This window comes from Massilia sp. DD77 (assembly GCF_036961685.1).
Taxonomy (GTDB): Bacteria; Pseudomonadota; Gammaproteobacteria; order Burkholderiales; family Burkholderiaceae_D; genus Telluria.
Genome location: NZ_JBAMDH010000010.1, coordinates 109,251 through 132,666, shown reverse-complemented (window position 1 = coordinate 132,666; position 23,416 = coordinate 109,251). Strand labels below are relative to the sequence as shown.

22 protein-coding genes are annotated in these 23,416 nt (G+C 64.9%); 7 read left to right on the top strand and 15 right to left on the bottom strand.

Going from position 1 to position 23,416, the window contains the following annotated elements; genetic code table 11:
• The 8 genes from V7778_RS07910 to V7778_RS07875 form a co-directional block, all read right to left on the bottom strand.
• Complete coding sequence (locus V7778_RS07910) at nt 1–1,185, bottom strand: 5-(carboxyamino)imidazole ribonucleotide synthase (protein WP_335553508.1); 1,185 nt, start codon at nt 1,183–1,185, stop codon at nt 1–3.
• Nucleotides 1,178–1,687 (bottom strand): 5-(carboxyamino)imidazole ribonucleotide mutase, encoded by a 510-nt coding sequence (purE, locus tag V7778_RS07905; RefSeq protein ID WP_335553507.1) that lies wholly within the window; start codon nt 1,685–1,687, stop codon nt 1,178–1,180. Before purE ends, V7778_RS07910 begins: the two co-directional genes overlap by 8 nt.
• A 3-nt stretch (nt 1,688–1,690) precedes the next feature.
• Nucleotides 1,691–2,587 carry a phosphoribosylaminoimidazolesuccinocarboxamide synthase gene (locus V7778_RS07900; RefSeq protein WP_335553505.1) on the bottom strand — a complete coding sequence of 299 codons (897 nt, stop codon included), beginning with the start codon at nt 2,585–2,587 and terminating at the stop codon, nt 1,691–1,693.
• Between the two features lie 279 nt (nt 2,588–2,866).
• Nucleotides 2,867–3,931, bottom strand: a complete 1,065-nt coding sequence (gene fba, locus V7778_RS07895; RefSeq protein ID WP_211519998.1) for a class II fructose-bisphosphate aldolase — start codon at nt 3,929–3,931, stop codon at nt 2,867–2,869.
• An 18-nt stretch (nt 3,932–3,949) separates the two neighbouring features.
• Complete coding sequence (pyk, locus tag V7778_RS07890; protein WP_335553538.1) at nt 3,950–5,410, bottom strand: pyruvate kinase; 1,461 nt, start codon at nt 5,408–5,410, stop codon at nt 3,950–3,952.
• 74 nt (nt 5,411–5,484) lie between these two features.
• Entirely contained in the window at nt 5,485–6,690 is a 1,206-nt protein-coding gene (locus V7778_RS07885) for a phosphoglycerate kinase (RefSeq protein WP_335553498.1), read from the bottom strand.
• A 39-nt stretch (nt 6,691–6,729) separates the two neighbouring features.
• Nucleotides 6,730–7,074: an AzlD domain-containing protein gene (locus V7778_RS07880; protein WP_335553496.1), complete on the bottom strand. Its 345-nt coding sequence runs from the start codon at nt 7,072–7,074 to the stop codon at nt 6,730–6,732.
• On the bottom strand, nt 7,067–7,816 hold the full coding sequence (locus V7778_RS07875) for an AzlC family ABC transporter permease (protein WP_335553494.1): 750 nt from the start codon (nt 7,814–7,816) through the stop codon (nt 7,067–7,069). Before V7778_RS07875 ends, V7778_RS07880 begins: the two co-directional genes overlap by 8 nt.
• Nucleotides 7,817–8,023: 207 nt before the next feature.
• Between V7778_RS07875 and V7778_RS07870 the strand changes: the two genes are divergently transcribed.
• Genes V7778_RS07870 through V7778_RS07860 form a run of 3 tightly spaced genes read left to right on the top strand, consistent with a single transcriptional unit; the run spans nt 8,024 to nt 9,828 of the window.
• Nucleotides 8,024–8,218 carry a zinc-finger domain-containing protein gene (locus V7778_RS07870; RefSeq protein ID WP_020651840.1) on the top strand — a complete coding sequence of 65 codons (195 nt, stop codon included), beginning with the start codon at nt 8,024–8,026 and terminating at the stop codon, nt 8,216–8,218.
• A 34-nt stretch (nt 8,219–8,252) separates the two neighbouring features.
• Complete coding sequence (locus tag V7778_RS07865; RefSeq protein ID WP_335553491.1) at nt 8,253–9,236, top strand: YheT family hydrolase; 984 nt, start codon at nt 8,253–8,255, stop codon at nt 9,234–9,236.
• Nucleotides 9,237–9,240: 4 nt separating this feature from the next.
• Nucleotides 9,241–9,828, top strand: coding sequence for a DUF2946 family protein (locus tag V7778_RS07860; RefSeq protein ID WP_335553490.1), 588 nt, complete (start codon nt 9,241–9,243; stop codon nt 9,826–9,828).
• 166 nt (nt 9,829–9,994) lie between these two features.
• On the opposite strand, the gene V7778_RS07855 is transcribed toward V7778_RS07860, so the two are convergent.
• The gene (locus V7778_RS07855) at nt 9,995–11,536 is read right to left on the bottom strand and encodes a M48 family metalloprotease (protein ID WP_335553489.1); all 1,542 of its coding nucleotides are present in this window, start codon (nt 11,534–11,536) and stop codon (nt 9,995–9,997) included.
• 125 nt (nt 11,537–11,661) lie between these two features.
• Here V7778_RS07855 and moaC point away from each other — a divergent pair, with 125 nt between their 5' ends.
• On the top strand, nt 11,662–12,162 hold the full coding sequence (gene moaC / locus V7778_RS07850; protein ID WP_335553487.1) for a cyclic pyranopterin monophosphate synthase MoaC: 501 nt from the start codon (nt 11,662–11,664) through the stop codon (nt 12,160–12,162).
• A 102-nt stretch (nt 12,163–12,264) separates the two neighbouring features.
• Here the strand turns inward: moaC and V7778_RS07845 are convergent, their stop codons facing one another.
• On the bottom strand, nt 12,265–13,743 hold the full coding sequence (locus V7778_RS07845) for a DUF4214 domain-containing protein (protein ID WP_335553486.1): 1,479 nt from the start codon (nt 13,741–13,743) through the stop codon (nt 12,265–12,267).
• A gap of 130 nt (nt 13,744–13,873) precedes the next feature.
• Nucleotides 13,874–14,800, bottom strand: a complete 927-nt coding sequence (locus tag V7778_RS07840) for a MerR family transcriptional regulator (RefSeq protein WP_335553484.1) — start codon at nt 14,798–14,800, stop codon at nt 13,874–13,876.
• Nucleotides 14,801–14,968: 168 nt separating this feature from the next.
• Between V7778_RS07840 and V7778_RS07835 the strand changes: the two genes are divergently transcribed.
• Together V7778_RS07835 and V7778_RS07830 are read left to right on the top strand one after the other, a co-directional pair.
• On the top strand, nt 14,969–15,421 hold the full coding sequence (locus tag V7778_RS07835) for a fasciclin domain-containing protein (RefSeq protein ID WP_335553483.1): 453 nt from the start codon (nt 14,969–14,971) through the stop codon (nt 15,419–15,421).
• Between the two features lie 163 nt (nt 15,422–15,584).
• Nucleotides 15,585–17,639 carry a S9 family peptidase gene (locus V7778_RS07830; protein WP_335553480.1) on the top strand — a complete coding sequence of 685 codons (2,055 nt, stop codon included), beginning with the start codon at nt 15,585–15,587 and terminating at the stop codon, nt 17,637–17,639.
• A gap of 57 nt (nt 17,640–17,696) precedes the next feature.
• Here V7778_RS07830 and V7778_RS07825 read toward each other — a convergent pair whose 3' ends face one another.
• The 4 genes from V7778_RS07825 to V7778_RS07810 all read right to left on the bottom strand — a co-directional run bounded on the left by V7778_RS07825 (nt 17,697) and on the right by V7778_RS07810 (nt 21,222).
• Nucleotides 17,697–18,176, bottom strand: a complete 480-nt coding sequence (locus tag V7778_RS07825) for a pilin (RefSeq protein ID WP_335553479.1) — start codon at nt 18,174–18,176, stop codon at nt 17,697–17,699.
• A 332-nt stretch (nt 18,177–18,508) separates the two neighbouring features.
• Nucleotides 18,509–19,390, bottom strand: coding sequence for a succinate--CoA ligase subunit alpha (gene sucD, locus V7778_RS07820; protein ID WP_335553477.1), 882 nt, complete (start codon nt 19,388–19,390; stop codon nt 18,509–18,511).
• A 15-nt stretch (nt 19,391–19,405) separates the two neighbouring features.
• Complete coding sequence (gene sucC, locus V7778_RS07815; RefSeq protein WP_335553475.1) at nt 19,406–20,575, bottom strand: ADP-forming succinate--CoA ligase subunit beta; 1,170 nt, start codon at nt 20,573–20,575, stop codon at nt 19,406–19,408.
• 71 nt (nt 20,576–20,646) lie between these two features.
• Nucleotides 20,647–21,222: a DUF2889 domain-containing protein gene (locus V7778_RS07810; protein WP_335553474.1), complete on the bottom strand. Its 576-nt coding sequence runs from the start codon at nt 21,220–21,222 to the stop codon at nt 20,647–20,649.
• A 256-nt stretch (nt 21,223–21,478) separates the two neighbouring features.
• Here V7778_RS07810 and V7778_RS07805 point away from each other — a divergent pair, with 256 nt between their 5' ends.
• A complete protein-coding gene (locus tag V7778_RS07805) occupies nt 21,479–23,218 on the top strand; it encodes a putative bifunctional diguanylate cyclase/phosphodiesterase (RefSeq protein ID WP_335553472.1) in 1,740 nt (579 codons plus the stop codon).
• Nucleotides 23,219–23,416 lie beyond the last annotated feature (198 nt).

The following is a 23,416-nucleotide window of genomic DNA, read 5'->3' as shown; positions in this document are numbered from 1 at the left end:
TCACTCCGGAATGCCCAGGATGAGGCAAGCCTGGCGCAGGCTGTCCTGCGCCTGCGCCAGGGTCGGCGCCACAAACGTGACGTGGCCCATCTTGCGGCCGCGGCGCGGGTCGTCCTTGCCGTACAGGTGCAGGTTGGCGCCCGGCAGCGCCAGGACCTTGTCCCAGGCCGGCTCGCGCGCCTCATCGCTGTTCCCCTCGAACCAGACGTCGCCCAGGATGTTGAGCATGACGGCGGGCGAATGCTGGCGCACGTCGCCCAGCGGCAGGCGCGCCATCGCGCGCACCTGCTGCGCGAACTGGCTGGTGATGCAGGCGTCGATGGTGTAGTGGCCGCTGTTGTGCGGACGCGGGGCCATCTCGTTGACCACCAGGCCGCCATCCTGCAGCACGAAGAACTCGATGCACAGCACGCCCACGTAACCCAGTTCGGCGACGATGGCGCGCGCCGCGTCCTGGGCCTGTTTGGCGCAGGACGCGGACACGTTCGGTCCCGGCACGGTGGTGGTGAACAGGATGCCGTCGCGGTGCACGTTCTCGGCGATCGGGTAGACCACCGAGGCGCCGTCCGCGCCGCGCGCGGTGAGAACGGAAACCTCGTAGGCCAGCGGCAGCATCTTCTCGAGCAGGCAGGTCACGCCTTTCAGCTCATCGAAAGCGGCGCGCACGTCCTCGCGCGAGCGCACGCGGACCTGGCCCTTGCCGTCGTAGCCCATGCGCACGGTCTTGAGAATGCCCGGCAGCAGGTCGTCGCCGATGGCGTCGATGTCGGCGTGCGAGGCGATGGTCTTGTGCGGCGCCGGCATCACGCCGGATTTCGCTGCGCAGTCGACGAAGAAGCGTTTTTCGAGAATGCGGTCCTGGGCGATCGACACGCAGCTTGCGGCGGGCGCCACGAAGCTGCGCCCGCCCAGCCAGGCCATGCTGTCGGCCGGGACGTTCTCGAATTCGGTGGTGATGGCGACGCACTGCTGTGCCAGTTCGGCAAGGCCCGCGGCGTCGCTGTAGCCTGCAGGGATCAGGCGTTCGGCAACCTGCCCGGCCGGGCAGTCCTGCGCCGGCTCGAGCACGGCGACCTTGTAGCCCATCGCCTGGGCGGCGTGGGCGAACATGCGGCCGAGCTGGCCGCCGCCCATCACGCCCAGCCAGGCCGACGGATTGGCGGATGGGAGAAACGGATCACTCATGCGTCAACACGGGAAGCGTCATGGCCTGGGCCGCCGCGGTCTGCTCGGCGCGGAAGGCCAGCAGGCGCTGGGTCAGGGCATCGTCGGTCGCGGCCAGGATCGCCACGGCGGTCAGGGCCGCGTTGGCGGCGCCGGCTTCGCCGATGGCGAAGGTCGACACCGGCACGCCTTTCGGCATCTGTACGATCGACAGCAGCGAATCCTCGCCACGCAGGTACTTGGACGGCACCGGCACGCCGAGCACCGGCACGATGGTCTTGGCGGCCACCATGCCCGGCAGGTGGGCGGCGCCCCCTGCCCCGGCGATGATGGCGCGCAGGCCGCGCTCGCGCGCGGTCTCGGCATAGGTGAACATCTCGTCCGGCATGCGGTGCGCGGAGATCACCTGCGCCTCGAAAGGCACGCCGAACTGCTTGAGGACATCGACGGCGTTCTTCATCACGTCCCAGTCCGACGAGGAACCCATGATCACGCCGACCAGCGGTTTTGCTTGTTCCGTCATCGCTCAGGCCTTCAGCTTTTCGCCGGTCAGGCGTTCGATGGCTTCGAAATACTTGGCCTGGGTTTTCTCGATCACGTCCTGCGGCAGCGCCGGGGCCGGGGCGGTCTTGCCCCAGTCGGTCAGGGTTTCCAGGTAGTCGCGCACGAACTGCTTGTCGAAGGAAGGCGGCGACATGTCCGGCGCGTAGGAGTCGGCCGGCCAGAAGCGCGAGGAATCGGCGGTCAGCACTTCGTCCATCAGGTGCAGGACGCCGTTGTCGTCCAGGCCGAATTCGAACTTGGTGTCGGCGATGATGATGCCGCGGGTGGCGGCGTATTCGGCGGCGGCGGTGTAGAGCTGGATGCTGACGTCGCGCATCTTGGCGGCGAGTTCCTTGCCGATGCGGTGTTCCATCTCTTCGAAGGAGATGTTTTCGTCGTGTTCGCCGATGTCGGCCTTGGCGGCCGGGGTGAACAGCGGCTGCGGCAGCTTGTCGGCCTGGCGCAGGCCGCTTGGGAGCTGGATACCGCAGATGGCGCCGTTTGCCTGATAGTCCTTCCAGCCCGAGCCGATGATGTAGCCGCGCACGACGGCTTCGACCAGGATCGGCTTGAGGCGCTTGGCCACGACGGCGCGGCCGCGCACCTGCTCCACTTCGTTCGGCGCCACGACGGATTCCGGCGCCACGCCGGTCAGGTGGTTCGGCACGATGTGGCCGAGCTTCTCGAACCAGAAGTCGCTCATCTGGTTCAGCACCATGCCCTTGCCCGGGATCGGCTCGTTCATGACCACGTCGAAGGCCGACAGGCGGTCGGTGGTGACGATCAGGATCTTGTCGTCGCCGACGGCGTAGTTGTCGCGCACTTTGCCGCGGCCGAGCAGTGGCAGGGACTGGATAGTGGATTCGTAGAGGCTGTTCATAGAAGGGATATCAGGGAAACAGTGCCGGCGATTGGGGCGCCGGTGTGGGGTGTTCAGGCCTGGAAAGCCTGCTGAATGCGTAATTTTACGTCAATTCCACGCACCCCATCGTTACCCCCGCGAAGGCGGGGGCCCAAGTTTGCCGGCGTCGCGATGCTGTGAGAGCTTGCCGCTATGCTGCGAACTTGGGTTCCCGCCTGCGCGGGAATGACGGATCCGGGGCGCGGGACGAATCTCGCTGCACATGCCTGCAAGCAAAACAGGCACGCGCGGACAGTCTTACTGAACGATCTGCGCCAGCTCGCCGGCCTTGTAGCGCTCGGCCATCTTGTCCAGCGGGATCGGCTTGATCTTGCCCGCCTGGCCTTCGCAGCCGAAGGACAGGTAGCGCGCCTTGCACACTTCCATCGCCGCTTCGCGCGCCGGCTTCAGGTAGTCGCGCGGGTCGAATTTCGACGGGTTCTGGAACATGTACTTGCGGATCGCGGCCGTCATCGCCAGGCGGATGTCGGTGTCGATATTGATCTTGCGCACGCCGTGCTTGATGCCTTCCTGGATCTCTTCGACCGGGACACCATAGGTTTCCTTCATGTCGCCGCCGAATTCGCGGATGATGGCCAGCAGTTCCTGCGGCACCGACGACGAGCCGTGCATCACCAGGTGGGTGTTCGGGATGCGGGCGTGGATTTCCTTGATGCGGTCGATCGCCAGGATGTCGCCGGTCGGCTTGCGGGTGAACTTGTAGGCGCCGTGCGAGGTGCCGATCGCGATCGCCAGCGCGTCGCACTGGGTTTTTGCGACGAAGTCGGCGGCCTGCGCCACGTCGGTCAGCAGCTGTTCGCGGGTCATGGTGCCGTCCGCGCCGTGGCCGTCTTCCTTGTCGCCCTTCATGGTTTCCAGCGAACCCAGCACGCCCAGCTCGGCTTCGACGGTCACGCCGATCGAGTGCGCGAACTTGACGACTTCCTTCGAGACTTCGACGTTGTACTCATACGAAGCGACCGACTTGCCGTCGGCTTCCAGCGAGCCGTCCATCATCACCGAGGTGAAGCCCGAACGGATCGCGGCCATGCAGACCGCCGGCGACTGGCCGTGGTCCTGGTGCATGACGACCGGGATGTGCGGATAGGCTTCGACGGCGGCGTCGATCAGGTGGCGCAGGAAGGCTTCGCCTGCGTACTTGCGGGCGCCGGCCGAGGCCTGCATGATCACCGGCGCGTTGACCGCGTCGGCGGCGGCCATGATGGCCTGCACCTGCTCCAGGTTGTTGACGTTGAATGCCGGCAGGCCATAACCGTGTTCGGCGGCGTGGTCCAGCAGTTGACGCATTGATACGAGTGCCATGGGTTTACTCCCAAACAATTAAGAAACTAGTTCGTCCAGCTCGCCGACACGCACGATCTTGAGCGCGTTGGTGCCGCCGGCCTGCCCCATCGGCGAGCCCCAGGTGACCACGATCAGGTCGCCCTTGCGGACCATGCCTTCGCGGATCAGGACTTCTTCGGCGCGGCGCAGCACGGCGTGGCTGCCGCCTTCCTGCAGCAGGTGGAATGCTCGCACGTTGCGGTACAGGGACGCCTTGCGCTGCGTCGCCTGCAGTGGGGTCAGGGCGAAGATCGGCGTGTCGATCGAATGACGGCTCATCCACAGGGCGGTCGAGCCCGATTCGGTGAGGGCCACGATGGCTTTCACGCGCAGGTGGTGCGCGGTGAACAGGGTGCCGTAGGCGATCGACTGGTCGATGCGGGTGAATTGGACGTTGAGGAAATCGGCGTCGAGCTTGTTGTATTCCGAATTTTCCGCCTCGAGACAGATGGCGGCCATCATCTCGACCGTTTCGACCGGGTACTTGCCCGATGCGGTTTCGGCCGAGGTCATGACGGCGTCGGTGCCGTCCAGCACGGCGTTGGCCACGTCCGAGACTTCGGCGCGGGTCGGCACGGCGTTGACGATCATCGACTCCATCATCTGGGTCGCGGTGATGGCCAGCTTGTTCGAGGCGCGCGCCATCTGGATCATGCGCTTCTGCAGCGCCGGCACGGCGGCGTTGCCGACTTCGACCGCCAGGTCGCCGCGGGCGACCATGATGCCGTCGGAGGCGTCGAGGATTTCCTGCAATACCGGAATGGCTTCGGCGCGCTCGATCTTGGCGATCATCATCGGCTTGTGGCCGTAGGGTTCGCCGGCGATATTGGCCAGCTGGCGCGCCATTTCCATGTCGGTGGCGTTCTTCGGGAAGGAAATGGCCAGGTAGTCGGCCTGGAAGCTCATCGCGGTCTTGATGTCTTCCATGTCCTTGGCGGTCAGGGCCGGCGCGGTCAGGCCGCCGCCCTGGCGGTTGATGCCCTTGTTGTTCGACAGCTCGCCGCCGACCTTGACCGTGGTGCAGATCTCGTGGCCCACGACCTTGTCGACGACCAGCACGATCAGGCCGTCGTTGAGCAGCAGCTTGTCGCCCGGCTTGACGTCGCGCGGCAGCGCCTTGTAGTCGAGGCCCACGCGGTCCTGGTTGCCCAGTTCGCCGTTTTCGCCCCAGCGCGCGTCCAGGATGAACTTGTCGCCATTGTTCAGGAAGATCTTGCCCTCTTCAAACTTGCCGACGCGGATCTTCGGCCCCTGCATGTCGGCCATGATCGCCACTTCGGTGCCGCATTCGGCGGCGGCGCGGCGCACCAGCGCGGCGCGGTCGATGTGGTCCTGGGCCTTACCGTGCGAGAAGTTCAGGCGCACGACGTCGACGCCGGCCCGGATCATTTTCACGAGAATGTCGAAGTCGGTCGATGCAGGGCCGATGGTGGCGACGATCTTGGTGGCGTTGTACAGGGGGCGCACGGGTTGCATGTGTTGGAATCCTTGATTCTGAAATGAGAAGCGCAGCCTCGGGGCTGCGCTGGATATCACTGGGCGTTACGCTGGAGCAGGATCTCGACTGCCGGCAGGGTTTTCCCTTCGAGGAACTCGAGGAAGGCGCCGCCGCCGGTGGAGATGTAGCCGATCTGGTCGCCGATGCCGTACTTGGCGATCGCGGCCAGGGTGTCGCCGCCGCCGGCGATCGAGAAGCCTTCCGACCTGGCGATGGCCATGGCCAGGGTCTTCGTGCCTTCGGCGAACTGGTCGAACTCGAACACGCCCACCGGGCCGTTCCAGACGATGGTGCCGGCCTGGGCCACCTGGGCCGCCAGGGTGGCGGCGGTCTTCGGACCGATGTCCAGGATCATGTCGTCATCCGCCACATCCGCCACGTCCTTGACGGTGGCGGCGGCGCCCGGGCTGAATTCCTTGGCGCACACCACGTCCACGGGGATCGGCACCTGCGCGCCGCGCGCGGCCATCATGTCGATGATGGACTTGGCTTCGCCGACCAGGTCGTTCTCGACCAGCGACTTGCCGATGTTCAGGCCGACGGCCTTCATGAAGGTGTTGGCGATGCCGCCGCCGACGATCAGGTTATCCACCTTGCCCGCCAGGCTCTGCAGGATCGACAGCTTGCTCGAGACCTTGGAGCCGGCCACGATGGCCAGCAGCGGACGCTTCGGCTGGCCCAGGGCCTTGCCCAGCGCATCCAGCTCGGCCGCCAGCAGCGGACCGGCCGCGACGACCGGGGCGAACTTGGCGATGCCGTGGGTGGTGGCTTCCGCGCGGTGCGCGGTGCCGAAGGCGTCGTTGACGTAGACGTCGCACAGCTTGGCCATCTTCTGGGCCAGTTCGTCGCTGTTCTTCTTCTCGCCCTTGTTGACGCGGCAGTTTTCCAGCAGCACCACCTGGCCCGGCGCGACATCCACGCCGTCGACCCAGTCCTGCTTCAGCTCGACCGGCTGGCCCAGCAGCTCGGACAGGCGCGCGGCGACCGGCGCCAGGCTGTCTTCCGGCTTGAACTCACCCTCGGTCGGACGGCCCAGGTGCGAGGTCACCATCACCGCGGCGCCGGCCGTCAAAGCGGCCTGGATCGCCGGCACCGAGGCGCGGATGCGCGTATCTTCGGTGATCTTGCCCGCATCGTCTTGCGGCACGTTCAGGTCAGCACGAATGAAAACGCGCTTGTTTTTCAGCGCATCGCGGTCGATCAGGTCTTGCAGACGGGTGAAGCGGAGAACGGCATCCATTGGTCAGCAGTGAGATAGTGGAAAAAACGACATTGTACATTAGGCGGAGGGACCGAAAACGTGCAGGACACGCAACAATGTAAACACGGCCATGCCGAACACGATGGTCAGCAGCATGCTGCGGCGCCAGAGATAAAATCCGAGCGCGGCCGCCCCGGCCAGCAGCTTCGGGTTCGCCAGCGCCAGCTGGACCTGTCCCTGGCCATCGACCAGGATGTCCGGCGCGACGATCGCCACCAGCGCGCAGGCCGGCGCGTAGCGCAGCATTTCCTGCACCCGCGGCGGGATGCTGACGCGGTGCCCGATCATCCAGAACGAGCTGCGGGTGGCGGCGGTGGCCACGCACAGCACCCCGATGACGGCCCACATTTCCCAGTCACTCATGGCGCGCCTTCCGTTTGGTGAAGGTTTCCTCGATAAACATGGCGGTCACCATGCCCACCACCACCGCGAGCAGCAGGCCCAGCTTGTAGGGCAGCCCGTAGGCCAGCACGGACACCACCCCGGCCACGATCACGCCGCACAGGGCGGCGTGATTGATAATCAGCGGCACCATGATGCACAGGATGGCCAGGGTGCCGGCAAAGCCCAGTCCCCACTCGGTCGGGACCGCGCTGCCCAGGAAGATGCCGGCCAGCGAACCGATCTGCCAGGCGAACCAGTTCGGGTACATCAATCCCTTCAGGTAGGACAGCTTGCCGGGCGCCGGCGCGGAAGTCGGGTAGCGCTGCAGGAACATCGCCACCGTCAAGTCACCGGAGATATAGCCCAGGCAAAAGCGCTGCTTCCAGGGCAGGTGGGCGAAATGCGGGCCCAGCAGGGCCGAAAAGATGACGAAGCGCAGGTTGACCACCAGGGCGGTGGCGAAGATGACCCAGATCGGGGCCTGGGCGGCGATCAGGGGAAGCGAGGCCAGCTGGGCGGAACCGGCGAATACCAGCAGGGTCATGCCGCTGGCCTGCCACACGCTCAGCCCGCTCTTGACCATCGCGATGCCGACCACGATGCCCCAGGCGCCGATGCCGAACAGGGTCGGCATTCCGGCCTTGACGCCTTCGCGCCAGGCGTCGCGGTCGGGCGCGTCATACGCGGCGATGGCCGGGCCCGATGGGTCGCCCGCATTCATGTGGTGATCCTGCAACATCCCGGCAGGACGAATGCGGCGGCAGGCTTGAAACGATCGGGCATGAAACGCATCTGGAGAGTGGCACGGGGCATGGCGCGGCGCGGTCATGCTCGATTTGATCAGTTAGTTATTTTAACGGCCATTTCGGCAATGGGGGCAATCCGTTAGAATCCTGTCTTTGCCAAACTTGCCTGACGGAGAGAACAGATGAACCAAAAGACGATGCCCGTGGTGGAACTCGAGGCCAAAGACCTGCCGGCATACTGCCCGAATCCGGCAATGCCGCTGTGGTCCTCGCACCCGCGCGTCTTCCTCGACTTCGACCACCACGGCGAAGCCAAGTGCCCGTATTGCGGCACCCAGTACCGCCTGGCTCCGGGCACCGTGCTGAAGCACCACTAATCCCATCCGCGGCGCGCCTTCGCGCCGCTTCTCCATGGATTACCGTGCTCCCTCGTGGCTTCCGGGTGGCCACCTGCAGACCATCTACCCGGCCACCTGCCTCGCCAAACCGAAGGTGCCCTACCGGCGCGAGCGCTGGCACAGCCATGACGGCGACTTCATCGACGTCGATTTCGTGGACGGCCAGCCCGGCAAGCCGCTGGTGGTGCTGTTCCACGGCCTGGAAGGTTCCTCGCACAGCCACTACGCGCGCAGCCTGATGGCCGCGCTGCAGGCGCGCGGCTGGTCGGGCGCGGTGCCGCATTTCCGCGGCTGCTCGGGCGAGCCGAACCTGGCGCCCCGCTTCTACCACTCGGGCGACGCCCACGAAGTCGACTGGATCGTGCGCAAGCTGCGCGCGCGCCACCAGGGCGTGCTGTACGCGGCCGGCGTCTCGCTGGGCGGCAACGCCCTGCTGCGCTGGCTGGGCGAATCGGGCCATGGCGCCGAGATCGTCGACGCCGCCTGCGCCGTCTCGGCCCCGCTCGACCTGGCGCGCGGCGGCGAAGCGCTATCCTCGGGCTTCAACATGGTCTATACCCGCATGTTCCTGCAGACGCTCAAGCCCAAGTGCCTGGCCAAGCTGGAACAGTTCCCGGGCCTGTTCGACCGCGAAGCCCTGCTGCGCGCGCGCGATTTATATGCCTTCGACAACGTCGTGACGGCGCCGCTGCACGGCTACCGCGACACCGACGACTACTGGCACCGCGCCAGCGCCCGCCACGTGCTGGACGCGATCACGGTGCCGACCCTGGTGCTGAACGCCCGCAACGATCCCTTCCTGCCGGGCGCGCACCTGCCGCACAGCGCGTCAAGAGCCGTGACCCTGGAGTATCCGGAGCACGGCGGCCACGTCGGCTTCGCCGCCGGCCCCTTCCCGGGACGGATCGACTGGCTGCCGCAAAAAATCCTGCATTTCTTCGACGGGCTTGCCGCAAGCCGCGCGCCGGAAGCGGTGCAACTGTGCGATGCTGGTTAACGCTATGGACGACATCGTTAAACAGGCAATGGCCAAGTGGCCGAACGTGCCGCACTGCTATGGCTGGCTGGCGCTGGATGCGCGCGGCGGCTGGCGCATGCGCGACGAGGCGGCCCAGCGCGCCCATGCGCCGGGCGACCGGCTGACCAATCCGGCCCTGGTGGGCTTCATCAACCGCAACTACCTGCGCGACGAGCGCGGCAACTGGTATTTCCAGAACGGGCCGCAGCGCGTCTACATCAACCTGGAAGCCACGCCCTTCATCGCGCGCACCGATCCGCAACAGGGTTTGATGCTGCAGACGGGGCAGGCGCTCGCCGCGGTGGACAAGGTGTTCTTGCTGGATTCGGGCGCGCTGGTGTTCCAGGGCGGCGAGGTGGTGGCGCAGCTGGACGACCGCGATGTGGCGCAGGTGCTGGCGCTGCTGGAGCTGGATGGCAAGCCGGCCTCGGACGAGGCGGTGATGGCGTGGCTGGAGAACGGCGGCGGGGAGCTGGTGCTGCCGTGGAATGGCCGCCGGATCGTGATCGAGCGCCTCGGCGCCGGTGAAGCCCCACAGCGCTTCGGTTATAACGGCACCCCGGCTCCGTGATGCCAAGCGGTGGAATGAACGCTGCTTGAACGCGTGGACGTTTGTATTTCAGGCCGCTGGCCTGAAATACCCCGTCCACCCTACGGATAAACCACCACTGCTCGCTGTAGGGTGGACGGCTCTGCCGTCCACGCGCTCAACCACCCCACGCATAGCCGCGCCGCGATCACCGCTCCTTCTCTTCTTCCTTCTCCGCCTTCTGGCGCGCCTGCAATTCACGCTCGCGCGCATCGATCACGGCCTGGTCGTAGAAGGACACATCGCCCGCCTTGCGCGCCAGGTTCAGCTGGTCGACCGCGGCCGGGAGCGCGCCGGCCAGCACATAGGATTCGGCCAGCGCCATGTGCTGCAGCGCGATCCTGCCCTGCTTCGCATAGGTCTTGGCCAGCAAGTCGTGCAGCTTCGGCTCTTCGCGGTACTGCTGGGCCTGGTCGCGCAGGAAGCGCGCGGCTTCGTCCAGCTTGCCGGCGGCCACCAGGACCTCGGCGTACTGGTGGGCGATGGCGCGCGAGAGCGGGAAGCGCTGGCGCGCCTGCTCCGCTTCCTGCACCGCCTGCTGCAGCACCTCGGGCGGCTGGCCCTGGGCCATCTTGATCTCGAGTGACAGACTGGCAAAGATGCTGGCCCCGTCGCCGACATTCGAGGCGGTGCTGAACACGCCCTCGCGCGGCTTGACGGTGGCGCGCGCCTTGTCGAGCCAGCTTTGGGCGCCGGCCAGGTCGCCCTGGCGCAGCGCCAGGTAGGCCAGGCCGTACTGGGCGCCGGCCTGCTGCTGGCGGTGCTGTTCCTTGAGCTGGGTCTCGAAGGCCGTCTTCGCTTCGCGCCGCCCCTGTTCGCTCGGGTCCTGCAGCACCCGCGTACGGGCCCGCACCAGGTGGAAGTCGAGGCTGTCGACGCGCTGCTTCTTGGGCATCTCGCGGATGCGCGCCTGCATGTCGGTGATGCGCTCCTGGGTCAGCGGGTGGCTGCTCAGGTTGCTCAAGCCCGCCGGCAGTTCGCCATACAGCTTGCTCGCGCTTTGCAGGCGCCGGAAGAAAGCCACGATGCCGGTGGTGTCGTAGCCGCCCTTCTCCATGATCTGGAAACCGACGCGGTCGGCCTCGCGCTCGGCGTCGCGGCTGAAGTTCAGCTGGCGCTGGATGGCCAGGCCCTGGCCGCCCATCAGCACCCCCATCGCGGCGTCGGAACTGGCCTTGGCCGCCAGCGCCGCCAGGATCATCGCCGCCAGCGGCAGCAGTACGTCCTGCTTCTGCTGGCCCAGCATGCGCGCGATGTGGCGCTGCGACACGTGGCCGATCTCGTGCGACATCACGCCGGCCAGTTCGGACTCGGTCTGGGCCGCGATGATCAGGCCCGAGTGCGCGCCGATGAAGCCGCCGGGCAGCGCGAAGGCGTTGAGGGCGGCGTCGCGCACGGCGAAGAACTGGAAATCGGCATTGGTCTCGCCGCGCGCGCCGGGCACGACGGTGACGAGGGCGTTGCCGAAGTTGTTCAGGTATTCGGAGATGACCTCGTCGTCGAGGTAATCGCGGTCGCGCCGGATGTCGCGCATGATTTCCTCGCCCAGCTTGCGCTCGACCACGGGCGACAGGTCGCCGCGCGCGGTGTCGCCGAGCGTGGGCAGGCGGGTGCTGTCGGATTTCTGGAGCGGTTCGGCCGGCGCCGCAATGGCGAACGCGGCCGACGTACAGAGGGCCAGGACAGTCAATGCGGGGCGCCAGCGGCGCGCTTTGGCTGGTCGGGAACGTAGTTTCACGATGCTATGATAACCCTATCCGCGCGCAACTTGCTGCCCTGCGAAACACTTTGTTACCCCCCATTATCGACCTGACAATGACGACCGAGACCCCGACCGCAGACCATCTGACCCACTTCGACGCCACCGGCCAGGCCCACATGGTCGACGTCGGCGCCAAGCAGGATACCCACCGCATCGCGGTCGCGGCCGGCACCATCCGCATGAAGCCGGAGACCCTGGCGCTGATCATGTCGGGCACGGCCAAGAAAGGCGACGTGATCGGCATCGCGCGTATCGCCGCCATCATGGCCTCGAAGCGCACCAGCGACCTGGTGCCGCTGTGCCATCCGCTGCCGATCACCAAGGTGGCGGTGGATTTCGAGATCGACGAAGCAGCCAGCAGCGTGCACTGCCGCGCCCAGGTCGAGACCATCGGCAAGACCGGGGTGGAGATGGAAGCCCTCACCGCGGTGCAGGTCGGCCTGCTGACCATCTACGACATGTGCAAGGCGGTCGACCGCGGCATGGTCATGACGAATGTGCGCGTGCTGGAGAAGCACGGCGGCAAGAGCGGGGACTGGACCGCCCAGGTGTAAGGAAAGCAGCTTGCCGATTACGCGCGGCAAGGACGTCCTGCACTGGCCGGGTGCGCCGGGCTTTCCGGCCATGGTCCAGGTCTAGCAAGCGCCCCTGGCGGATCAGCCTTGTTCCCAGGGCGTGTACGCGAAGCCGTTGCCGATGACCCCGACCAGGCCGATCTTGTTTTCGGCGCTCTCGCTGATTCCGGCCAGCACCTGGGCGACGGTGGCCTTGTTCTGGTCGATCAGGCCGGTCCAGTAATCCCGGCCGCCGGCATCGGGCTCGCGGTGCAGGATGTTCTGGTAGAAGCGCGTTACGATCTCTGCGTTGGACAGACTGCCTCCATAGGACGTGACGCCCTCGGGCGCGGCCAGGAAACTGGCCGCCACGTCGGTCAGGTTGGCGCCCTTGTCCATGGCGTTGATCCAGTAGCCGAGTCCGCCCGCGTCCGGCGTGCGGTTGAAGGCGGCCTGATACAGGCGATAGGTTTGTCCGGCATTCCCTTCGATGTCGAGCGCCAGGGTGGCGTCGCTCAGGACGATGCGCTCGACGTTGATCAGCTTGCTCTGCGCGCCCTGCTTGTCGGTCAGCGTATAGGATTCGACCGGCGGATAGCGCGGGTCCGGATTGGCGGGCGCGACCACGGCCTTGATGCCGGCCTCGGCGCGCGTGACGGCCAGCTTGACGGTGTCGATGCCGCGGCCACCGTCGACGTTTTGCCGGTCGCCCAGCAGGGTCACCACGTCGTTCCCGTCGCCCGCTGCCACGCTCAGGCGGCCGCCCCCTCCCTTGAGCGCAATCACATCGTCGCCCTCGGCGGCGGCGATCACGACCTCGCTGTACAGGGTACCGGGCAACTCGATGCTGAACTCGTCGGCGCTGGTGGAGCCGCGGTACAGCAGCTCGTCGACCATTTCGCCGGTCTGGAGGAAGCTTGAGGTATTGCTGATGGTCTGGTAGCTGCCATCGTAATAGGCGACCCGGTAACCCGTCAGGGTGCCTTCCAAGCCGTCCGAGCCCGCGTAAATGTTATTACCCATGCGGAAATTGCCTTCGACAACGCTCGATTGCATGAACTTCTCGGCGGTGGTCGCCACGGTCGTGACAGCGCCGCGCGTTTCGCCGGATTCGTACACTTTGATGTCGCCGCTGATCGACAAAGTGACGTTGCCAAGATCCTTGTCGTAGTCCGGACTGGTAGACGGATACAAGGTTGCGATGCGGATGCCGTTGATTGTCAGGCCGCCCAACTGCGTGAGCGTCAGCGTCGAGCCGTCGAAGGCATAGTCGTATTCGAACTTGCCGCTCATGTTCATGCTCATCAGGCCGGGCTTGAGATACGTCATGCTGGTGGCGCTGCCGAAGCCGCGCGCCCCGCCCGGATTGTCCATCTTCACGCCGTAATACGTCTCGCTCGACCCGTCCGTGTAGTCCATGCGCAGGGTTTCGCCGTTCAGGTTCCAGGCGCTGAGCGAGGCGACTTCGCCGTCGCCGCCGATCGGATCGCCGACATCGACCCCACCGCCGGCGACGTTGTCGTTAAGGGCGTGGTTAGTGTCGACAACGGCTTGCGACAGTTTGATACGGACAATTGTCATGGGGCATCCTCGGTATCGCAGTACTGCAAGGGCAGCGCTGCATGATGAAAATAAACGCCCATTCTAAGCGGGTAGCCTGCCTGACAAGCTCGCCAATACTCACATCCGACACGGATCCGTGGCTTTCATACTAGGACAAGCGCGCTGGCAGCGGCAAGCCTTCCGCGACCGCCAGGCGCTCCATGGCGTCTTCGAGGATGACCCGGGCCTGCCCCGAGGCCCTGGCCAGCAGCGCATGCAGGTCGGCATCCTCGGGATTGCGCGAGGCGCACTGGACGCTGTAGCGCTCGAAACTCCCGATCATCATCAACAGGTCCGACAAGTGACGCGGGCACTCGCAGGACAGGCGGTCGCTGGCATTCGTGATCGTGACCAGCATGTCCTCGTCGAAGCGGCGCGGCGTGATCGCCGACTCCGCCTCGGCCAGCGGCAGGCGCTGGCCGGTCAGCGCCGAGCGGCACAGCAGGGACAGTTCGCTCAGGTCGGCCGGCACGCGCGCCACCAGGCAGCCCTGGGCACGCAGGGCGCGAATGGTGGCGCTGGGACAAAAACGGTACAGCACCACCGTTGCCGCCGCGCCGGCACGCTGGCGCGCTTCGGCGACCAGCGGCAGCACGCCGTCGTCCAGCTCGGACATTTCGATGACCAGTACGTCGGCATCGGCGTCGGCCGGCAGCTCGTCCAGTCGGTCCAGACTCGCGCAATGGCCGCGCACCTCGAGGCCGGCCGCGTCGCGGCCCATGGCCGCCAGCCGGCGCGCCAGCATGTTGCTGACCAGGAGCACGCGCACCGGCGCCGCGGCCGACGCCTGCGCCGGGACATTCAGTCCGAGCATGGACTGCAACTGCTCGCGGCTCAAGCCGGCCAGCACGCCGATCGAATGCCCCTGGTCCACCAGCTGCTTGAGCAGGCCCAGGCGCGCCACCTGTTCGGCGGAATACAGGCGCTGCCCGCGCTCCGAACGCTGTGCGTCGGACAGGCTGTAGCGGCGCTCCCATACCCGCAGGGTCTCGACCGGCAATCCGGCCAGGCGGGCTGCCGCGCCGGTGCGATACATGATCCTCTCTTGTCCCGGCTTGATGAATGAATCCATAGTTATGCCCCTCGATTGAACCGCTATTATCGTGAATTATAGCGTCAAACCTTAGACAGCCCGGTTCAATTGTCCTACATTGACATCGAAGCAGCCATTTCGGATGCCTATTTACCCCATCAGGAGCATGTAATGAAAACCACGCTGGCCGCCCTTCCCCTCGTCTTCGCATTCGCTTCCGCACACGCTGCCGACATCGTCGATACGGCAGTGTCCGCCGGCTCGTTCAACACCCTGGTCACCGCGGTCAAGGCCGCGGGCCTCGTCGATACGCTGAAAGGCCCGGGCCCCTTCACGGTGTTCGCGCCCACCGACGCCGCCTTCGCCAAGATCCCGAAGGCCAAGCTCGATGCCCTGCTCAAGGACAAGGCCGCGCTCACCAAAGTGCTGACCTACCACGTGGTGCCCGGCTCGGTGAAGGCGGCCGACGTCAAGCCGGGCGAGGCCAAGACCGTGGAAGGCAGCACGGTCATGTTCAGCACGCGCGACGGCAAGGTCATGGTCGACAAGGCCCAGGTCACCAAGACCGATATCGTGGCCGACAATGGCGTGATCCATGTGATCGACACGGTGATCATGCCCTGATATTCCCCCGGTCTCTCCTCGGCCGCCGCGCGCCGCGCCCCACGGCGGCGGCGGTTTTTTTATTTCCGCATTCTGCTTGATGAGCCGGTTTCATGTCGCATGGTAAATTGCTGGCCTGCGTGCGCGGCGCCCCGCCGGGCACGAACATGATCAAGAGGATGGAATGAGAGTGCATTTGCTGACGATGGCGGCCATGACCCTGGCCGCCGGCACCGCCATGGCCGCGCCGCGCGGCTTTACCGTCGAGGACCTGGTGAACATGGAGCGGGTCGGCAGCCCGGCCGTGTCGCCGGACGCCTCGCGCGTCGTGTACACCGTGCGCAGCACGGACATGAAGAAGAACCGCGGCCACACCGAACTCTGGCTGGTGGACTTGCGCGCCGCCAAGCCGGCGCCGAAGCGCCTGGCCAGCCACAGCGCCAGCAGCACCGACCCGGAATGGTCGGCCTCGGGCGACGCCGTGTATTTCCTGTCGAGCCGCTCGGGATCCTCGCAGGTGTGGCGCCAGCCGGTCGCCGGCGGCAAGCCGGTCCAGGTAAGCAACTTGCCGCTCGACGTGGACAGCTTCCGCGTCTCGCCAACGGGCGACCGCCTGGCCTTCAGCATGGCCGTGTTCCGCGACTGCGCCGACCTGGCCTGCACCAAGGCGCGCCTGGATGCCAAGGAAAAGGACAAGGCCACCGGCAAGGTCTATGACCGCCTGTTCGTGCGCCACTGGGATACCTGGTCGGACCACCGCAACGCGGTGCTGTTCTCGGCGCCGCTGGATAAAACCGGCAAGCTGGCCGGCGCGCCGGTCAGCCTGTCGGGCTCGCTCGATGGCGACGTGCCGTCCAAGCCCTTCGGCGACCGCGAGGAATTCCGCTTCAGCCCGGACGGCAAGACCGTGGTGTTCTCGGTGCGCATCGCCGGCAAGACCGAAGCCTGGTCGACCAACTTCGACCTGTACACCGTGCCGGCCGCGGGCGGCGCGGCGCCGCGGAACCTGACGGCGGACAACCCGGCCTGGGATAGCAAGGGCGTGTACTCCCCGGACGGCCGCACCCTGGCCTACCTGGCGATGGCGCGTCCCGGCTTCGAGGCCGACCGTTTCCAGATCATGCTGATGGACGTGGCCAGCGGCCAGAAGCGCAAGCTGGCGGCCGACTGGGACCGCTCGGCGGGCAACCTGGTGTGGCGCGCCGACGGCCAGGCGCTGATCGTCGACGCCGAAGACGTCGGCCAGCACCGCCTGTTCTCGGTCGATGTCGCCAGCGGCAAGGTGACGGCGCTGACCGGCAAGGGCGCGATCGGCGCTTTCGATGCGCGCGGCGATACCGTGGCCTATACCCTGGCCAACCTGAATTCGGGTGCGCAGCTGTACACGATGAAGCCGGGTGCGGAAGCGAAGCGGCTGACCGACCTGAACAGCGAGCGCCTGAAGGACGTGCGCTGGGGCGAGTACGAGCAGTTCTCGTTCACCGGCGCCAACGGCGACACGGTCTATGGCCATGTGATGAAGCCCTGGAATGCGGAACCGGGCAAGAAGTACCCGGTCGCCTTCCTGGTGCACGGCGGTCCGCAAGGCAGCTTCGGCAACGGCTGGAGCTACCGCTGGAATCCGCAGGTGTATGCGGGCGCCGGCTACGCGACCGTGTTCATCGACTTCCACGGCTCGACCGGCTACGGCCAGAAGTTCACGGACTCGATCAGCAACGACTGGGGCGGCAAGCCGCTCGAGGACCTGCAAAAAGGCCTGGACGCGGCGACGAAGAAGTTCGCCTGGCTGGACCGCGAACGCAGCTGCGCGCTGGGCGCGTCCTACGGCGGCTACATGATGAACTGGATCGCGGGGAACTGGCCGGACGGCTTCCGCTGCATCGTCAACCACGACGGCGTGTTCGACACCCGCGGCATGGCCTATTCGACCGAGGAGCAGTGGTTCACCGACTGGGAAAGCGGCGGCCCTTACTTCCAGGTGCCGGAAAATCACGAGCGCTTCAATCCGGTGCATCACGTGAACAAGTGGAAGACGCCGATGCTGGTGATCCAGGGCGACCTGGACTTCCGCATCCCGACCGCGCAGGCGCTGGGCACCTTCACGGCGCTGCAGCGCAAGGGCATCGACAGCAAGCTGCTGGTGTTCCCGGACGAGAACCACTGGGTGCTGAAGCCGGCGAACTCGGTGCAGTGGCATCACACCGTGATTGGGTGGCTGGACCAGTATTTGAAGCGCTGATCCACCGACGACAAAAAAGCCCGCTTGCGCGGGCTTTTTTGCTCATGCCAGGCCAGATTAGTTCGATGCCGGCGGGGTCACGCTGTTTTTCTCGAAGGCCAGTGCCACAGCGGGGTTGGTGGTCGAAGCATCGATTTCCCAAGTCACGGCGCTAGCGCCCAGGGTCGGGGTGAAGGTCACGGTGGTGTCTTCGGTATCGGCGCCGATATCGTCCAGGGTGATCTCGATTTCGCCGTCGCCGGTCACTTGAATCGACTTGACTTCCTTGGTCACGGTGAACGAAGCCGGGAATGCGGATGCGGTGTCGGTGGTGTTGCAGGTAGCGGTCGAGCCGGCTTCCTGGGCGCACATGGCGACGGCGGTCTTGTACGGATCGGCAGCCGACAGCGCGTTGGCAGCTTTTGCCTTGGCGGTGTAGTCGCTGTATGCCGGGATTGCCACAGCAGCCAGGATGCCGATGATCGCGACGACGATCATCAGTTCGATCAGGGTGAAGCCGCCTTCAGCTTTTTTGGTTTGCATTTGCTTGATGTTCATTTTCATCTCTCCAGGGTGGTGTAGTCAGGAATCTTGTCTTGCGCTGTTGCCGCACTCATCTATATGCAATCGGTATGCCAGGCTGGAAACAGTCGATTTTATTAATGCGCAGTCAATAAAACCCTGTGCCAGAACAAAAAATGTCATGTTAAGTGACAAAAAATGTCAGTTCCTTGTGGCAATTTTTGTCGAGTGGACGGTTTTTGGTGCCTGAAAGTGGCGTGAACGCGTCGGCAGCGCGATGGCCGGAGTCCCGCAGCGGTCCTCGTGGACGAAAAAAAACGGGGAGCTTGCGCTCCCCGTTTTGACTGGCGATTACTAAGAATCGTCGATTACAGCATGGCCTTCAGCAGGCGCGCCATTTCCGACGGGTTCTTGGTGGCCTTGATGCCGCATTCTTCCATGATGTCCAGCTTGGCTTGCGCGGTATCGGCGCCGCCCGAGATCAGCGCGCCGGCGTGGCCCATGCGCTTGCCCGGAGGAGCGGTGACACCGGCGATGAAGCAGACGACCGGCTTCTTCATGTTGTCCTTGATCCAGTAGGCAGCATTGGCTTCGTCCGGACCGCCGATTTCGCCGATCATGATGACCGCGTCGGTATCAGGATCGTCGTTGAACATGCGCATCACATCGATGTGCTTCAGGCCGTTGATCGGGTCGCCGCCGATGCCGACTGCCGACGATTGGCCCAGGCCCAGTGCGGTCAGCTGGCCGACTGCTTCATAGGTCAGGGTGCCCGAACGCGAGACGACGCCGATGCGGCCCTTCTTGTGGATGTGGCCCGGCATGATGCCGATCTTGATTTCGTCCGGGGTGATCAGGCCTGGGCAGTTCGGGCCCAGCAGCAGGGTCTTCGAGCCGGCCTTGGCCATGCGGTCCTTCAGGGCCATCATGTCGCGGACCGGGATGCCTTCGGTGATGCAGATCGCCAGGTCCAGTTCGGCTTCGACAGCTTCCCAGATTGCAGCCGCTGCGCCTGCCGGCGGAACGTAGATGACCGACACGGTGGCGCCGGTGGCAGCTTTCGCTTCCGACACGTTGGCGTAGATCGGGATGCCTTCGAAGTCTTCACCAGCCTTCTTCGGGTTCACGCCGGCGACGAAAGCGGCCTTGCCGTTCGCGTAGTCGCGGCACATGCGGGTATGGAACTGACCGGTCTTGCCGGTGATACCCTGGGTGATGACTTTAGTATCTTTGTTGATCAGGATCGACATTTCTTTATTCCTTAATTAGGCTTTACCAGCTGCAGCGGCGACCACGGCCTTGGCTGCATCTTCCATCGTATCGGCGGCGATGATCGGCAGGCCGGAGTCGGCCAGCATCTTCTTGCCCAGGTCTTCGTTGGTGCCCTTCATGCGGACGACCAGCGGCACTTGCAGCGACACGGCCTTCGATGCGGTGATCACGCCTTCGGCGATCACGTCGCAGCGCATGATGCCGCCGAAGATGTTGACCAGGATGGCTTTCAGGCCAGGGTTCTTCAGCATGATCTTGAATGCTTCGGTGACTTTCTCAGCCGTCGCACCGCCGCCCACGTCCAGGAAGTTGGCCGGCTCGCCGCCGAACAGCTTGATGGTGTCCATGGTGGCCATCGCCAGGCCGGCGCCGTTCACCAGGCAGCCGATGTTGCCGTCGAGCGAGATGTAGGCCAGGTCGAACTTCGATGCTTCGACTTCGGCTGGATCTTCTTCGTCCAGGTCGCGGTAGGCGACGATTTCCGGCTGGCGGAACAGCGCGTTCGAGTCGAAGTTGAACTTCGCGTCGAGGGCGATGACCTTGCCCGAACCGGTCAGGATCAGCGGGTTGATTTCGGCCAGCGACGCATCGGTTTCCCAGTACGCCTTGTACAGGCCCTTCAGTTGCACGCGGGCGTCGGCCAGCGATTCGGCAGGCACGCCGATCTTGGTCGAGATTTCGTCCGCTTCGGCATCGGTCAGGCCGACGGCCGGGTCGATCGCGATCGAGTGGATTTTTTCCGGGTTGCTGTGCGCGACTTCTTCGATGTCCATGCCGCCTTCCGACGAGGCCATCAGCACGACGCGTTGCGAAATGCGGTCGGTGACCATCGAGACGTACAGTTCTTTCTTGATGTCGGCGCCTTCTTCGACCAGCAGGCGGCGCACTTTCTGGCCTTCAGGGCCGGTCTGGTGCGTGACCAGCTGCATACCCATGATCTGCTCCGCGTATTCGCGGACTTGTTCCAGCGACTTGGCGACCTTGACGCCGCCGCCCTTGCCGCGACCGCCAGCATGGATCTGCGCCTTGACGACCCACACCGGGCCGCCCAGCTCTTCAGCAGCCTTGACCGCTTCGTCGACCGACATGCACGGAATGCCGCGCGGAACGGTCACTCCGAATTTTCGGAGGATCTCTTTGCCCTGATACTCATGGATTTTCATGCTGGCTTCCCTTCTTCTCTATTACTGATGTGTGTAGAAATACGGTTGAACTACAAATTTAACAACGCATGCTAGCCCGACACGGCTTTGATCGACCAGCGCGGATAGTACTTGGCCACGGCGGGGCCGTCGCTGCGCAGGGCATGGCAACGGTCGAGCTCGAAGGGCCGTTCGGCCGCGCGTTCCTTCTGGTCTGCGTCGGCGCCGCCGCGCTCGTCGAAGACGTCGTCGGCATAGGCCTGCAGCGCCGCGGTAGGCAGCACCTGGGCCAATTCGGTCAGGTGGGTGCAGCCGAGCACGCCCGAGAGGCGGTCTTTCAGGTGCAGCCGGAAGTGTTTCATCAGCGACAGGCCGATCAGCTTCTTGTAGGCGGGAGCGATCGTATCGCAGAAACCGGGATACGGGACGGAATCGGACGCGGCTTCGGCATCGACGATCGTCAGGTCGCGGTCAATGGTCACGCGCAGCTTCAGGTCATGCACCGGAACGCCGCCCGGGCGGTCGCCTGAGGCGAGCGCGATGTCACGCGTTTTGACGTCGCTGATCGTGGCGTCGAGATCCCACAAGCCATCGTCGCGCGCATAGGCATCGACTGTGATGGCGCGCGTATGCCGGAGCGAGCGCGATACGGGAGGAGACAGGGGCATAAAAACCAATGCCGTCAGAGCGGCGGTTAGTGGTGCAGCCGGTGTGCTTCATGCACGTTGCCGCGGCTTCCACGGCAACAACCGCTCATGCGGCGCTGCTTAAACCCTAAAAGTTTATCACAGCATGCGTGCCGTTGCACTGCAACAGAAGGCTTTTGCAAGAGGGCGGCACCCCCGGCGACCTCATATTGCCGAGTGGGCAATGTTGCTTTTCGCGAAAAAACGATACGTATTTACATTAGGAGTACACTGCCCCATGGTCGTGGTATTCACGACCTCCGTCACGCGGGCAGGAAACATGGATACCCAAGCGTTGTGCAGTGCCCTGCTGTCCGGAAGGACGCGTTTCGCCCTGGTGATCACGGACCCTGGCGGACGCCTGGTGAGCGCCAACAGTGCGGCCCAAACGCTGTTCGGCTTGCATTCCGGCCTGGTCGGCGCCGAATTGACCTGCATGTTCACCGATCGGCAACGGCATCTTGGCCTGTTGGATAGCGAGATGCAGGATGCACTGGTCCATGGTGGCGCGGTAGAAACACGGCTCTACCGCCACGCGGAATCCGGGATCGAGCGCTGGTTCGAAGCCGAGCTGTCGCCGCTGTTCGATGCCGCCGGCGCGCACCTTGGATACTTGCGCATTGCCCAGGATGTCAACGAACGCTACCTGAGCGACGAAACCATGCGCCGCCACGCCGGCATCGACCAGCTCACGGGCTTGCTGAACCGGCGCGCGTTCTACGAGAAGATCGACCAGTACGTCGCGCTCAACGCCCGTGCTCCCAAATGCGTGATCCTGCATCTGATCGACCTTGACCTGTTCAAGGATGTGAACGATACGCTGGGCCATGCGTCCGGCGATGCGGTGTTGCGTGAGATCGCCCTGCGGCTCAAAAGTGTCACACGGGAAACCGATTATGTTGGCCGCCTCGGCGGCGACGAGTTCGCTGTCCTGCAGACAGGTACGAGCTCGCTGCTCGAGGGCGGCTATCTCGCGCGCAAGCTGGTGACGCTGTGCCGCCAGCCTGTCTACCTGCATAATCACGAAGTGAAACTATCGGCCAGTATCGGCATCGCCACCTACCCGGACGACAGCAGGGTTCCCGCCGAATTGTTGCGCAAAGCCGACCTGGCGCTGTATCGCGTCAAGAGCGATGGCCGCGACAACTACTGCTACTTCACCGAGGCGCTCGACGAAAAGGCCAAGCTCCATGGCGAGCATGTGGCGGCGGTGCGCGAAGCGGTTCGCCTGCGGCAGTTCCACCTGGAGTACCAGCCGATCATGTCGGCACGCGACAGCAGCATCGGACGCGCCGAGGCCCTGCTGCGCTGTGACCACGGCCTGTTGAAAGACCTGCCGATCCTGGAGGTACTGGAACTGTTGCGCAACAGCGGTTCGATGTGCGAGATGAGCCGATGGATCGTGGCGCAGGCATGCCGTGACGCCGAAGCGTGGCGAAAGCAGGGATACCCGCCGGTACAAGTGGCGATCAACCTGTGCGCACGCGAACTGTCGACAACGGATATCGTCGCGGTGATCGAAACGGCGCTGCGCGAGCACGGCCTGGCATCGACCTACCTGTCGGTGGAATTGACCGAGCACGATGTATTGGATAGCAAGGGAACCGGACTCGAGGTGATCATGGCCCTGCGCGCGCTGGGGGTTTCGATCTCCCTGGACGACTTCGGCACCGGTTGCGCGTCGCTGGAATACCTGACATCGCTGCCGGTCGATGTGCTCAAGCTCGACCGCACTTTCGTTGCCGGCCTGCCTGACGACGCCATTTCGGCCAAGGTCGTGGTCGCGATGATCGGCCTGGCCCACTCGCTCGGCCTGCGCATCGTGGCCGAAGGCGTCGAGACCGTCCGCCAGCGTGATTACCTGCTTGCCCAAACCTGCGACGAGCTCCAGGGCTTTTTCATTTCGGCGCCTTTGAACGCCGCCGCATTCAGCAGATTCAGGGCACGGCTGGATGCGCCGGTCCGGCATGGCGCTTGAGGATCCAGGGCCTTGCCGGGCCGTGGAGCCGTGGCCTGGCGCTTGTGCGGGCCGAACGCCACCCCAAAGGGTCGTACGCGCCATGTGCGCCATGGAGAAGCCTGCTTACCCAGCCGCCACCTCCTGAACACGCGGCCTGCGAGAAATTTATCGTAATGACATATCATGACGATACACTGGACGGCGGGCAAATTCGTG

Excerpts from the sequence above, each read along its gene's own strand:
- V7778_RS07870 (WP_020651840.1), top strand. The coding sequence starts at position 8,024 with ATGAACCAAAAGACGATGCCCGTGGTGGAACTCGAGGCCAAAGACCTG.
- moaC (WP_335553487.1), top strand. The coding sequence starts at position 11,662 with ATGACGACCGAGACCCCGACCGCAGACCATCTGACCCACTTCGACGCC.
- V7778_RS07910 (WP_335553508.1), bottom strand. The coding sequence starts at position 1,185 with ATGAGTGATCCGTTTCTCCCATCCGCCAATCCGTCGGCCTGGCTGGGC.
- purE (WP_335553507.1), bottom strand. The coding sequence starts at position 1,687 with ATGACGGAACAAGCAAAACCGCTGGTCGGCGTGATCATGGGTTCCTCG.
- V7778_RS07885 (WP_335553498.1), bottom strand. The coding sequence starts at position 6,690 with ATGGATGCCGTTCTCCGCTTCACCCGTCTGCAAGACCTGATCGACCGC.
- V7778_RS07860 (WP_335553490.1), top strand. The coding sequence starts at position 9,241 with ATGGACGACATCGTTAAACAGGCAATGGCCAAGTGGCCGAACGTGCCG.
- V7778_RS07875 (WP_335553494.1), bottom strand. The coding sequence starts at position 7,816 with ATGAATGCGGGCGACCCATCGGGCCCGGCCATCGCCGCGTATGACGCG.
- sucC (WP_335553475.1), bottom strand. The coding sequence starts at position 20,575 with ATGAAAATCCATGAGTATCAGGGCAAAGAGATCCTCCGAAAATTCGGA.
- V7778_RS07805 (WP_335553472.1), top strand. The coding sequence starts at position 21,479 with ATGGTCGTGGTATTCACGACCTCCGTCACGCGGGCAGGAAACATGGAT.
- V7778_RS07845 (WP_335553486.1), bottom strand. The coding sequence starts at position 13,743 with ATGACAATTGTCCGTATCAAACTGTCGCAAGCCGTTGTCGACACTAAC.
- V7778_RS07840 (WP_335553484.1), bottom strand. The coding sequence starts at position 14,800 with ATGTATCGCACCGGCGCGGCAGCCCGCCTGGCCGGATTGCCGGTCGAG.
- V7778_RS07835 (WP_335553483.1), top strand. The coding sequence starts at position 14,969 with ATGAAAACCACGCTGGCCGCCCTTCCCCTCGTCTTCGCATTCGCTTCC.
- V7778_RS07900 (WP_335553505.1), bottom strand. The coding sequence starts at position 2,587 with ATGAACAGCCTCTACGAATCCACTATCCAGTCCCTGCCACTGCTCGGC.
- V7778_RS07825 (WP_335553479.1), bottom strand. The coding sequence starts at position 18,176 with ATGAACATCAAGCAAATGCAAACCAAAAAAGCTGAAGGCGGCTTCACC.
- sucD (WP_335553477.1), bottom strand. The coding sequence starts at position 19,390 with ATGTCGATCCTGATCAACAAAGATACTAAAGTCATCACCCAGGGTATC.
- V7778_RS07865 (WP_335553491.1), top strand. The coding sequence starts at position 8,253 with ATGGATTACCGTGCTCCCTCGTGGCTTCCGGGTGGCCACCTGCAGACC.
- V7778_RS07880 (WP_335553496.1), bottom strand. The coding sequence starts at position 7,074 with ATGAGTGACTGGGAAATGTGGGCCGTCATCGGGGTGCTGTGCGTGGCC.
- fba (WP_211519998.1), bottom strand. The coding sequence starts at position 3,931 with ATGGCACTCGTATCAATGCGTCAACTGCTGGACCACGCCGCCGAACAC.
- V7778_RS07830 (WP_335553480.1), top strand. The coding sequence starts at position 15,585 with ATGAGAGTGCATTTGCTGACGATGGCGGCCATGACCCTGGCCGCCGGC.
- V7778_RS07810 (WP_335553474.1), bottom strand. The coding sequence starts at position 21,222 with ATGCCCCTGTCTCCTCCCGTATCGCGCTCGCTCCGGCATACGCGCGCC.